At 44.2% G+C, this 12,486-nt stretch carries 10 protein-coding genes; 8 read left to right on the top strand and 2 right to left on the bottom strand.

The features are described 5' to 3' along the window. Window positions 1-3: 3 nt before the first annotated feature. From AC58U0_RS10825 to AC58U0_RS10835, 3 genes are read left to right on the top strand one after another with little or no spacing between them, the layout of a single operon-like run. Window positions 4-1,785, top strand: coding sequence for an ABC transporter ATP-binding protein (locus tag AC58U0_RS10825; protein ID WP_497379010.1), 1,782 nt, complete (start codon window positions 4-6; stop codon window positions 1,783-1,785). Window positions 1,786-1,835: 50 nt separating this feature from the next. Then, window positions 1,836-3,119 carry a diaminobutyrate--2-oxoglutarate transaminase gene (gene ectB / locus AC58U0_RS10830; RefSeq protein WP_497379011.1) on the top strand — a complete coding sequence of 428 codons (1,284 nt, stop codon included), beginning with the start codon at window positions 1,836-1,838 and terminating at the stop codon, window positions 3,117-3,119. Between the two features lie 26 nt (window positions 3,120-3,145). Beyond that, window positions 3,146-3,541 carry a hypothetical protein gene (locus tag AC58U0_RS10835; RefSeq protein ID WP_497379012.1) on the top strand — a complete coding sequence of 132 codons (396 nt, stop codon included), beginning with the start codon at window positions 3,146-3,148 and terminating at the stop codon, window positions 3,539-3,541. Between the two features lie 57 nt (window positions 3,542-3,598). On the opposite strand, the gene AC58U0_RS10840 is transcribed toward AC58U0_RS10835, so the two are convergent. After that, window positions 3,599-6,337 carry a bifunctional diguanylate cyclase/phosphodiesterase gene (locus AC58U0_RS10840; RefSeq protein WP_497379013.1) on the bottom strand — a complete coding sequence of 913 codons (2,739 nt, stop codon included), beginning with the start codon at window positions 6,335-6,337 and terminating at the stop codon, window positions 3,599-3,601. 250 nt (window positions 6,338-6,587) lie between these two features. On the opposite strand from AC58U0_RS10840, the gene AC58U0_RS10845 reads away from it, so the two are divergent. Further along, window positions 6,588-7,787 (top strand): MFS transporter, encoded by a 1,200-nt coding sequence (locus tag AC58U0_RS10845; RefSeq protein ID WP_497379014.1) that lies wholly within the window; start codon window positions 6,588-6,590, stop codon window positions 7,785-7,787. A gap of 78 nt (window positions 7,788-7,865) precedes the next feature. Here AC58U0_RS10845 and AC58U0_RS10850 read toward each other — a convergent pair whose 3' ends face one another. Continuing rightward, complete coding sequence (locus tag AC58U0_RS10850; RefSeq protein ID WP_497379015.1) at window positions 7,866-8,996, bottom strand: NADH:flavin oxidoreductase; 1,131 nt, start codon at window positions 8,994-8,996, stop codon at window positions 7,866-7,868. Between the two features lie 152 nt (window positions 8,997-9,148). On the opposite strand from AC58U0_RS10850, the gene AC58U0_RS10855 reads away from it, so the two are divergent. The 4 genes from AC58U0_RS10855 to AC58U0_RS10870 all read left to right on the top strand — a co-directional run bounded on the left by AC58U0_RS10855 (window position 9,149) and on the right by AC58U0_RS10870 (window position 12,432). Further along, window positions 9,149-9,367, top strand: a complete 219-nt coding sequence (locus tag AC58U0_RS10855) for a hypothetical protein (protein WP_497379016.1) — start codon at window positions 9,149-9,151, stop codon at window positions 9,365-9,367. A 151-nt stretch (window positions 9,368-9,518) separates the two neighbouring features. Further along, the gene (locus AC58U0_RS10860) at window positions 9,519-10,523 is read left to right on the top strand and encodes a LacI family DNA-binding transcriptional regulator (protein WP_497379017.1); all 1,005 of its coding nucleotides are present in this window, start codon (window positions 9,519-9,521) and stop codon (window positions 10,521-10,523) included. Window positions 10,524-10,608: 85 nt separating this feature from the next. Next, the gene (locus tag AC58U0_RS10865) at window positions 10,609-11,523 is read left to right on the top strand and encodes an ABC transporter permease (RefSeq protein WP_497313745.1); all 915 of its coding nucleotides are present in this window, start codon (window positions 10,609-10,611) and stop codon (window positions 11,521-11,523) included. 12 nt (window positions 11,524-11,535) lie between these two features. Next, on the top strand, window positions 11,536-12,432 hold the full coding sequence (locus AC58U0_RS10870) for a carbohydrate ABC transporter permease (RefSeq protein WP_497379171.1): 897 nt from the start codon (window positions 11,536-11,538) through the stop codon (window positions 12,430-12,432). Window positions 12,433-12,486 lie beyond the last annotated feature (54 nt).

Below are 12,486 nucleotides of genomic sequence, written 5' to 3' on the forward strand. Positions count from 1 at the left end.
GTCATGTTCCTAAGGCAGTCCTACAAGGAATTTAAACGACTAATGTCTTTTATGCAGCTACGCCGTAAAAGGTATTTCTTCGGATTAATCGGAGATAGCTTAAGCAATGCCAGTATTGCTATTCTGATGTCTTTTGTTATTCAATATTTACTTGAATTTTCCGTTCATCGCGATCAGGCTGATCTCATGAAGGCGGTATGGGTCGTTGGCGGCACGTTCGTCATGCTTAGTGTACTGTCGCCGTTTTTTAGCTATATGTATCATCGCAGCGTGAAACAAACGATGGTAGACATTCGGCTGCTCGTTTTCGAACGGCTGGGACGGCTGCCGCAGAGCTACTATGAATCCCATCATTCAGGAGATATCGTTTCGCGAACAACGAATGATATGCAGTTGATGGAACAAACGTTCACTGAGCATTTGAAATCGATCATTGTAGAATGCATGACTCTGGTCGGCTCCCTGACCGTTATGTTTGTACTCGATTGGCGGCTTGCCTTGGTATTGCTGGTGCTCGGTGTGCTGTCTGTCTTGATCAATACGCGCTTCGCACGCCCTTTGCGGAAAATAAGCGACAGGTTTCAAGCGCAAACCGGCGGTTTGACCGAACGTTTGTCAGACCTGCTCGCTGGTCTGCAAGTGATCAAGATTTTCTCGCTTCATCGTACGGTTACGAAGCGTTTCCATGATATGAATGGGGAGGTCACGGCCTCAGCAATGAAGCAGGGGCATCAAACGGGACTTCTTGAAGCAGTGAATTTCCTAATTAACTTCATGAGCTTAGGCGGGGTGCTCGTTGTTGGGATTATCATGTATTCGCAGAACTTGATCGAACTCGGTGTTCTGGGACAAATCGTACAGCTGCAAACAGGTGTTTCGATGGTATTTCTGCAGCTTGGCAGCATCGTTTCATTGATACAGCATTCGTTTGCCGGGGCCGCACGCGTATTCGAGCTGCTTGATGAAAGGGCGGAGCCGGATCGATATTCGTCCGTATCCCCGCAGGGCAGCGAGCAGGAGGCGATTCCAAGTGCGGAATTGGAAATGAGCGACGTGATCTTTGATTACGGCACTACTGCCGGCATTCTAAACGGGAGTACACTTTCCGTGCAGAAAGGACAGATAGCCGCCCTCGTTGGTGCCAGCGGCAGCGGTAAAAGCACAGTCATGAAGCTGTTTCTGGGTTTCTATCCGCCTAATGGCGGGACGATCCGCATGCTTGGCAAACCGCTAGGCCATTATAAGCTTTCTGAAATCAGAGAGCTAACTGCGTATGTTCCACAGGATCCTTATTTGTTTCACGGTACGATTAGCGATAACATCCGATTCGGCAAACCCGATGCTTCGGATCAAGAATTGAAGGATGCGGCAACAGCGGCTTATGCGCATGATTTCATTTTGGAGCTGACTGACGGCTACGATACGATGGTTGGCGAGCGCGGAACTTCGTTATCCGGAGGACAGCGTCAGCGAATTGCCATTGCCCGGGCTTTGCTCAAAAATGCTCCGATTCTCCTGCTCGATGAGGCTACCTCTGCACTGGACGCTGAGTCCGAGTTTTGGGTACAAAGTGCTTTACATACATTGATGAAAGACAGGACGACCCTAATGATCGCTCATCGGCTATCTACGGTTGAACAGGCAGACGTCATTTATGTTATGGAGCAAGGTGTCGTAAAGGAAAAGGGGAGCCACCAGCAGCTCTTGGCCAAAGAAGGGTTATATGCAAAGTTGTACCGGCAGCAATCGCATAAAGAGCACGAGACGGAACCGGTCACCGCTTAAGAGAAGGATGCTTTCATGAAATCAATCGAAAGATAAGAGGAGTGGAGTTCATGTCTATTTTCGAAAAAATGGAATCGAATGTACGTTCTTACTGTAGGTCTTTTCCCGATGTGTTCACGAAAGCAAAAGGTTCTACGCTGTACGCCGAGTCCGGCAGAACGTTTATCGACTTTTTTGCAGGCGCGGGTGCTTTGAATTACGGTCACAACAATGATTACATCAAAAGTAAGCTGATCGATTATTTGGATTCAGACGGCATCTCCCATGGCCTTGATATGTTTACTTCGGCGAAAGAGACGTTTCTGCATACATTTTCAGAGCACATTTTGAAGCCAAGAGAGCTTGATTATAAAGTCCAATTTTGCGGACCGACCGGAACGAATGCTGTAGAAGCGGCGTTAAAGCTGGCTCGCAAAGTCAAAGGACGTTCGGGTATTTTCTCCTTTATGGGCGCTTTTCACGGCATGTCCCTTGGCAGCTTATCGGTAACCAGCAACCTGTACCACAGATTGGCGGCGGGTACGGATTTACACAATGTTTCCTTTATGCCTTTTCCATGCGGTTACATGAGTACATTTGACACGATCAAATATATTGATGAAATACTGGCGGATGACCATTCCGGTATCGACAAGCCGGCTGCCATCATCTTTGAAACTGTGCAAGCGGAGGGAGGCCTGAATGAAGCGCCGATTGAGTGGATGCAGCGTCTTCGCGAGCTGTGTACCCGTCATGACATTTTGCTCATTTGCGATGAAATTCAAGTTGGCTGCGGCCGAACAGGTCCGTTTTTCTCCTTTGAACGGGCGGGAATCGTTCCAGATATTGTCGTATTGTCTAAATCGATCAGTGGCTATGGACTTCCGATGGCCATTACCTTGTTAAAGCCTGAGTTGGATGTCTGGAATCCAGGTGAGCATACGGGGACTTTCCGCGGCAACCAACTGGCGTTTGTCGGTGCAACTGCAGCACTGGAGTACAGGGAATTATACAATTTAGAGGCTGAGGTTCATCAGAAAGCTCATTTTGTAAGTCGGTTTTTGCAGGAGGAAATCGCTCCGATAAGCGGGGATATCCAAATTCGGGGAATGGGTCTGCTATGGGGCGTTGATGTATCCGCGAGCAATTATGTGAACATTTCCAAAGAAATTGCCAGCCGCTGTTATGAGTTGGGACTCATTTTGGAAAGGGTGGGCCGTCAAGATGCTGTCATCAAGCTGATGCCCCCGTTAACTATATCGATGGAGGAGCTTGAGCGGGGCTGCATTCTGTTGAGACAGGCGGTTCAAGAATGCTTTGAGAAATCCGGATTAAGGCAGCCCGCTTTAATCTGATAGCCAAATTGCGGGAAAGCAACGATATGGAGATTGATATGAGAAATAAGAAAAAAGGAATAATAATAGGTTATTTGGGCCTAGGTATTCTTGCTTTTAATCTTGCAGCCATGCTAATCATTAAATGGAAGATTGTTTTACCAAATGAATATTTAATGAATGCAGTAGCCGTATTGTTGATAGCTTTATTCTTATGGCCGGTTGTTTCAATCTCTGCTTTACTTTCTGCATCCAATCATCTAAACAAATTGAAGGTACGGTTATTGGAAAATGATGCAAATGATAGATGTAAGCAAGATCATTTGAGTATGAGAAATAATCATAAGAAAAGCATTTCGATTAATACAACTTTTTTAGTAACGGATTGTCTATTTGTTATTTGGTTTGTCATATTCATTTGGCATGCATTATTGAGCGTTTAATAAAGGAAGTACCCCAGGACATGTTGTCCTGGGGTACTTCTAATTCACTGAAAGATACTACTCTGAATAAATAATCTTAGCAATGTTATCCGCAGACATCGGAAGACCCAAATAATATCCCTGCGCTTCATGACAACCATAGTTCTTTAAAAGTTTAAGCTGATCCTCAGACTCGACACCTTCAGCGATTACTTTTAGATTTAAATTTATACCCAAAGCGATGATTGTTTTCACGATGTTTTGATCGCTTATATCGTTAGAAAGGTCTTTAATAAATGTTCGATCAATTTTAATGCGGTCGATGGGGAAGTTCTTCAAATACGCCAATGAACTAAACCCCGTACCAAAATCATCAATGGAAATGCTTACTCCAATGCCTTTCAGTTTGGAAAGCAGCATCGTTGCTCGGTCCAGATTCATCGTGATGCTTTCCGTAACTTCAATTTCCAAGAAATGAGGGTCCATTCCTGTTTCATTCAAAATCTTGGTCATTAATTCAATTAAGTCCGGTTCGTACATCTGCCTCGAGGATAGATTGACGGACATTTTAAATGTACGTCCAAAATGGTTGTGATCCATCCATAAACACCACTGTTTGCAGGCTTCATGCAAGACCCATTTCCCGATTGGAACAATAAGTCCAACTTCTTCGGCAAATGGAATAAATTGCAAGGGAGAGACGATTCCCTTCTCTGGATGATTCCACCGAATTAATGCTTCTACACCCATGAATTCTTTCGTTGCTATATCATATTGCGGTTGATAAACAAGTGCAAATTCATTGTTGTCTAATGCTTTTCTTAGATTTCTGTAGAGTTCTACATGTTCAGAGGCAGGATACTCATTCTCTTTGACATAAAACTGGTATAAATTTTCCCCCTGGTTCTTCGCCTGATACATCGCAATATCTGCCTGTTTGATCAATGTTTCAAAAGTGCTCCCATCAAAAGGAAACATGCTGATTCCGATACTAGTCGAGATATATAAATCTTGATCTTGAATGCGGAAGGGGATGGTCAATGCACCCATAATTGATTTAGCAATAACTTCAGTTTCCTCTTTGGAAGTGTTGGGTAACATGATAGTGAATTCGTCTCCGCCTTGACGTGAGACAACGCCTCTATTCATAATCATGTTTTTCAAACGGTCAGAAACATTCTGCAGTAGAACATCTCCTGAGGAGTGCCCCATGGAATCGTTGATCATTTTGAAATGGTCTAAATCAAGATAAAGCACGGAAACGATTTGATCGTTTTCTTTGGCTTCAACAATGACTTTTTCGAGCATATGTTGGAATGATTTTCGATTCGGAAGTTCTGTTAAAGAATCATGAAAAGCCATGTGACGAATGGTTGCTTCCGCTTTATCCCGTTCAATCACCAAACTTACAAGATATGCCGCTCGTTCAATCAATTTAAGCTCATAGGTTTGGGGAGAATGCGGTGTTTTGTAATACATGGCAAATGTTCCAAGCACCTGATTTTTTTTATCCGTTATCGGTACGGACCAACAAGCTCTAAGCCCGTGGACGAATGCAATCTCGCGAAAATCATCCCATAGAGGATCATTCCCAATATCAGAAACTATGATTTTGGTATTGTAGAAAGCGGCTGTGCCGCATGAACCTACGGCTGGTCCTATTTCCACTCCATCTATCGCATGAATATAGGATTCAGGCAGGTTTGGTGCTGCATAATGTTTCAACCGTTCGTTTTCCAATAAAAGAATCGAACAAATAGCTCCGCTTTGTTGTTCCACTAATTCAATAATTCGATGCAAAATATCAGTTATGGGTTTTCCTTTTGCTATCATTTCCAATATATCATTTTGACCTAATAAGTTATCTTGTACTAATTTCCGATCCGTAATGTCGCGGCCAATAACAATGAGCCATTCTCGGTTTCCGTTATGATCAAAAACGGGCACTTTGGTATATTCAACCATCATACTTGCACCATTGGAACGTTTAATTTCTTCCTCGAAAATGATTGCTTTTCGTGCCTGCCAAGCTTCTTGATCCGTTTCTTCACATGTAATGAATATCTCTCTGTAAAATTCATTGGCTTTTTGGAAATCGCTGTTCGTTTTACCTTTGTAGGTATCTTGATCTAACTCAAATAGTCGAAGAACCGTATTGTTCGCTTCGATCCATCTACCTTTTCCATCTTTAAACACAACAATGTCAGGCATAGTATGTATTAAAGTTAGTAAATTCTGCTCGCTTATTTTTAATTTTTTCTCTTCCAACAATCGTATTAGCTCAGCAGATGCCCTAAACGAGAAAATTTTCATAATAGTTTCTGCAAGAGACCGGTCATGAAGAGGTTGATCATTCATCACAACAAGGATGCCAATTACAGTACCATCGACGTGTAAAAGGGGAATACCCAAATAGCTTTGAATATCAAATTTGGTCAAATCCGAGTCCAAAGGAAATAAATGCTGCACACAATCTTGATAGCAGCACAGACGCTTTTCATTTACAACATTTTCACAAGGGGTATGTTCAAGATTATATTCAAATTGCTCTATCATTTCTCCTTGCTTGTACATGGCGATTGTTTTTGCACAGTGATGATCAACTTCAGCAATGAAAGCATAGGAGCATTTTAAAACGCGAGCTAAATATTGCACCAAGTGAATAAAAAAACTTTCTGCGCCCTCACCTTCAATACCCTGCGCGATATCGAGAATGGTTTTTTTGAGATAATCATTTTCATTCTGTAAGGCAATGAAAGCTTCAGCAGTATTACTTGGTTTAAGATCTATATTAGGGCTATTAAATTGCTTTTTCATATGTTCTCCTGAAGTAGATAATAGTAGCTATAAAATTCGACAAAAAATGATAAACTCCTTCCTCTGAGGCGCTAAGTCGTACGACGACGCGCCTAGCGCTGATGGGAGTTGACAATAATCTAGAATAGTGGTAATTTTATCAAACAAATAAAACACATGGAATTAATCGGAATAAAAAAGCTGACTGGTCATCCGGAAGCATGGATATAGAATCCATGCTATTTTTTATTTCCGGAAAAGGGAGTGGCAAATGGAGCGCAATTGGAAACGCAATCTATATATGTTATGGCTGGGTTTATTTTTTAACCACATGGCGTTTACCCTTTCGGTGCCTTTTTTTCCTATTTTTTTGCAAAATGACCTAGGGATTCAAAGCGGGTTGGAAGCTTGGTCGGGTGTCTCCATTTCGATCAGCTTTCTGATCAGTGGTTTGTGTGCTCCTTTTTGGGGATCACTCGCCGATAAATATGGCCGGAAGCCTATGCTTGTTCGCTCAGGCATAGGTTTGAGTTTGGCACATTTCGCTAACTTTTTTGTTCATGATCCTTTTACTTTCATTCTTGTTCGGATTTTTCAAGGACTTATGGCAGGCTTTAGTCCTGCTTCCATCGCTTTAGTTGGCACGAATACACCGGAGAAGCACGTCGGTTACGCACTGGGGGTCATATTAACGGCGTCTGCGGCCGGGGGAATTCTTGGACCGCTCGCGGGAGGTGTTCTTAGTCATTGGATGGGTTTGCGGGCGTGTTTCGTGGCATCGGGCCTCATTACGCTAGTTTCCGCTTTCATCGTCCTAGTGGGTGTTAAAGAGGTTCACGAGCGGCATAATGGGGCTCGTACCAATGTCATAAAGGATCTTAAACTAGCTGCCGGCAACACAAGATTGATGCGGATATTTGGGCTAACTTTACTAGTCTCAACTTCGGTGATGATTTTGGAACCGCTGCTGACGATCTATGTGGGGCAAATCGGTGGCAGTATAAACAACGCTTCGCTCAGCTCGGGCATAGTTTTCTCTGCAGTAGGCATTGCCACGGTCATTATGGGTCCCCGCTGGGGGATCATTGGCGGGCGAATCGGTTATGACAAAATACTTTTCATAGGGTTACTAGGCGGGGGTATAGGCAATCTGCTGCAGCTCGGTGTTCATCACCTTGTCGGTTTTGGCATCCTGCGTTTCAGTTATGGACTGTTTTTTGCAGCCGTTTACCCAGCGTTGAATGCGCTCATCGTCCAATATACAGAGGCTGATTTCCGAGGAAGGGCTGTCAGCCTGAACCAATCGTCGAGTCAGTTCGGGATTGTGGTTGGTCCTTTGCTTGGCGGTGTACTTGGTGGATGGATTGGTATCCAATTCGTCTTTCTCATTACTGGTGTTACATTGCTTGGAGCTGCCTTGACGATGAAGGTTGTTGAATCTAAGCGAGTTGACCAGAGGCTGCCTGGTTGAGGATGTTTTGTGAAATTCACCAATGAACATAAAAAATGACTCCCATTGAAAATAGGAGCCACTCTAGGACACTCGTAATTAATAGAGTGTTTTGGTTGATTCAGGAGTGAAGGGCAGAAGTTCATTCATGCGGCCATCGCGAATCTTGTTGACCCATTCGGGATCATGCAGCAAAGCGCGGCCGACAGCGACCAAGTCAAATTCGCCTTGTTCCAATCGTTCCAACAGATTCCCAAGATGCACAGCATTCGCTCCTGTGCCTTCATGGAATAGCTTTGTGAATTCAACATCCAATCCGACGGAGCCAACGGTGATGGTCGGTTTGCCTGTCAGCTTCTTAGTCCAGCCGGCAAGGTTCAGAGAGGAGCCTTCAAATTCAGGTTCCCAGAATCGTCGGGTAGAGCAATGGAACACATCGACACCGGCATTAACCAATGGAGCCAAGAATTGCGCAAGTTCCTCCGGTGTGTTCGCTAACTTGGCTTCATAATCAGAACTCTTCCATTGGGAGAATCTGAACACGATAGGAAATTCGGGGCCGACTGCACGCCGGCAAGCCTCGATGACTTCAACTGCGAATCGGGTGCGGGCAACCAAGCTTCCACCGTAGTGGTCAGTACGCTGATTCGTTTTCTCCCAGAAGAATTGGTCAATTAAGTAACCGTGTGCGCCATGCAGCTCGATGCCGTCAAATCCGATTCGTTTGGCATCGGCAGCAGCTTGCGCGTAGGCAGCGACAAGCTCGCCAATTTCTTCTATGGTTAGCGGTTCAGATACCTTCTCTCCCGCCAAATCGAGTCCGGACGGGCCTACGGGAAGCACCTCAGGATTCGGTTCGCTTCCAACCTTGCGTGCCGTCCCTACTTGCCAAAGTTGCGGAATGATTTTACCTCCTGCCTCGTGTACGCCGGCTGCTACTCTTGCCCAACCTTGCAAGGCAGCTTCGCCGTGAAAATTCGGCCAGTTCGGGCTTGCACCAGCAGCCGGATGGTTGATGAGCGTTCCTTCTGTCACAATGAGACCGACACCGTGCTCAGCCCGACGGCGATAATAATCCGCAACGTTTTGTCCCGGAACCCCCCCAGGCGAGAATCCACGTGTCATGGGGGCCATTACGATTCGGTTAGCCAATGCCAAATGTTCCGCACGGAAAGGCTCGAATAAGGAATGTGCCGAAACGGAGCTAGCAGGGCTATTCTGATTTGTCATACGTTGATCTCCTTTAGAACATCATTTCATCGAAGGAACCTTGGCTCCAGCGGTGATAAGCTTAGAATATCATAAATTCAGACTAAATTCATTGGAATACATTATTTAAAAGGGGTGCAACTAGAAATTCGGAGCAATAAAATATTAAATGGATGTACCTCTGGAATCCGATTGATGTTGGATATTTAGCTGGTTATACCGCTGACGCGTTAGTGAAAGGTACGTTAACGGGTAAAGAGGGCGAGAAATTCAAAGCGGGTAGACTCGGCGATAAACAAATCGTGAAAGATGGCGACGGTACCCAAATCATGCTTGGAGATCCGTTCAAATTTGAAGCTTCCAACATTGCGGAGTGGAAAAAGGTGTACTAAGGATAGTAAACGAAAACCCAAAATTCCCTCAAAGGGGGATTTTGGGTTTTTTTTCTAACAAAAAAAGCCATTGACAACGCAAAGATTTCAGCAATATAATAAAAGAAAACGGTTACGTAAACGTTTTCTTGAGAGAAGAGGGTCGAATGTTATGCGGTCGGGTATTAAGCAGGTAGCCGAGCAAGCGGGCGTTTCGATAGCATCAGTATCACATGTAATTAATAACACCCGTTATGTGTCAGAAGAAGTTAAGCGCAAAGTTTATGAAGCGATGGAAGAACTCGACTACCGCCCAAATTCGGCAGCCAGGAGCTTGCGCAGTCAGAAGTCTAATACAATTGGCCTCATCGTGCCAGTTCTCCCATCAGATACCTCTAATTTCTTCTTTATGATGGTAGCACAAGGTATTCAGTACACATTGAAGCAGCACGGCTATCATTTGCTGCTGAGCAACAATACAACGGAACAAATTGAAGATGAAAAAGAACAAATTAAATTGTTTAATTCCAAGTTAATTGACGGCTTATTTATTGCTTCAATCGCTGAAGATGTCAGTTATTTAAACGATATCGTGCGTTCTAATTATCCTGTCGTGTTCATCGATCGCAATCCGACAGGTTATAACGGGGATTGTGTGTTGGCCGACGGAATTGGAGGCGCTTACGAAGCAGTAAAAACGCTCATCCTGAAAGGTCATCGCCGAATTGGGCTGTTAACCGGAGAACTCGGTATTACAACGAGCAATGAGCGCTATGATGGGTACAAAAAAGCATTAGTAGATCACGATATTCCGTTTGATTCGTCCATTGTGAGGATGGCGGAATCTAACTTTGAGAGCGGATACGAAAGCGTTAAGGCGCTGCTTAGCGAGCAGAAGATTACTGCTCTGTTTATTGCCAATAACGTATTGACAATGGGCGCGATGAAATACATACAAGAACGACGGATTCAAATTCCAGCCGAGCTGGCTATTATTGGTTTTGACGATTATGATTGGACACAAATTACGTGTCCGCCTTTGTCGGTCATCCGGCAGCCTTCTTACGAGATCGGTGTGAAAGCAGCAGAGATCATGTTAGAACGGATCGAGAAGCCAAGCACAATAAGTGAAGAATATAGACTGCCAACCTCGCTAATTCTGCGAGATTCCTGTTAAAAAGCTGTTCCAGCTTTTTTTTAAACATCAGAAAAACGTTTACGTAAACGATTTCCAGAAAAAGAAAGGGGCTGCATCACAACTAATGAACAAATTCAGGGAGCCACTTAAACAGATCAGAACCAACTATGAGTTATATCTTCTCATTTTGCCAACCGTGATCTATTTTATCATTTTTAAATATTGGCCTATGTATGGGGTTCAAATCGCATTTAAGGATTTTATCGCTTCCAAAGGTTTCTGGGGTAGTCCTTGGGTAGGCATGGAGCATTTTCAGCGGTTCTTCGATTCTTTCAACTTTTGGACCGTCATTCAGAATACGTTAGGACTTAGTGTTTTCTCTTTAGTGGTTTCTTTTCCTGTGCCGATCCTCATCGCGTTGATGCTCAATCAGCTGCTCCATGAAAGGTACAAACGATTTATCCAGACTGTCATTTATGCTCCGTATTTCATCTCAACAGTCGTCCTCGTTGGTATGTTGTATGTGTTCTTATCGCCGGGAAGTGGACTAATCAATCACATCGTTCAACTTTTTGGAGGCGAGCCGATCTACTTTTTATCGAAGGCAGAATGGTTCAAAAGCCTCTATGTGTTCTCCGGTGTATGGCAAGAAACAGGATTCGCCTCCGTTATTTATTTAGCGGCGTTAGCCGGTATCGATCCGCATCTTCACGAGGCGGCGGTTGTCGATGGAGCTACGAAGTGGCATCGGATCTGGCATATCGATATTCCTGGCATCCAGCCGACGATTCTCATTTTGTTCATATTGGCGATTGGGAACCTCATGAATGTTGGCTTTGAAAAAGCTTTTCTCATGCAAAATGACCTGAATGCCAGTTCGTCTGAGATTATCGCTACGTACGTGTACAAAATCGGCTTGCAGCGAGCGGAATACAGCTTCTCTGCAGCAGTAGGTTTGTTCAACTCCCTGATCAATTTCGTTCTATTGCTATCCGTTAATCGCATCGTCAAAAAAATAAATGGCAGCGGCCTATTTTAATAGAGAGGAGGTATTCGCCCAATGATTACAGCTAAGAGTACCGCTGATAAATGGTTCGACGCTCTAAATATCCTAGTGTTGAGCGGCTTTGCATTGTTGATTCTGTATCCTCTTTATTTCGTCGTTATTGCTTCCATCAGCGAGCCAGATCAAATCTATGCCGGCAATGTTTGGCTATGGCCCAAAGGAATTACACTCGAAGGTTATAGGAGAATTTTATCAGATCCTCAGATCTGGTCTGGTTATGGAAATTCGATCCTTTACGCGGCTGCAAGTGCCCTAATCAGTGTTACTTTAACGATCGGAGCTGCCTATCCGCTTTCTCGTAAGGATTTTTATGGACGCAATGTGTTTATGCTGTTCTTCGTGTTTACGATGTTTTTCTCCGGCGGCTTAATTCCAACGTACTTATTGGTCAAAAGTCTGGGCATGGTGAATACGATTTGGTCGGTCATCCTGCCATCAGCAGTTGATGCTTTTGGGATTATTATTGCCCGGACGTTCTTCCAGTCAGCAATACCCGATGAGCTCCGAGAAGCGGCTTTCATGGATGGCTGCAGAAATACGCGCTTTCTATGGAGTGTTGTCATTCCATTATCCAAACCCATCATTGCGGTGCTTGTGCTGTTTGCAGTTGTTCGCCAGTGGAACGGATTCTTCGATGCGTTAATTTATTTGGAAAATGAAAAGCTGTATCCGCTGCAGCTGGTCCTCCGTAATATTTTGATCCAGAGCCAGCCTATCGGCGACATGGTATCGGATATTGACTCTCTTTTAGCTAAACAAAGGGTCTCTGAGTTGATCAAATATGGGGTCATCCTCATTGCGGCGGCACCACTTCTCATTTTATATCCATTTTTACAACGTTATTTCGTTAAAGGTGTTCTGATTGGATCTGTAAAAGGTTAGAAAACGGAAGGTAAATATGAAAGGTGGTGGTGGGGCTTTCGGCGATATCAAAAG

The organism is Paenibacillus sp. J31P190 (assembly GCF_059692075.1).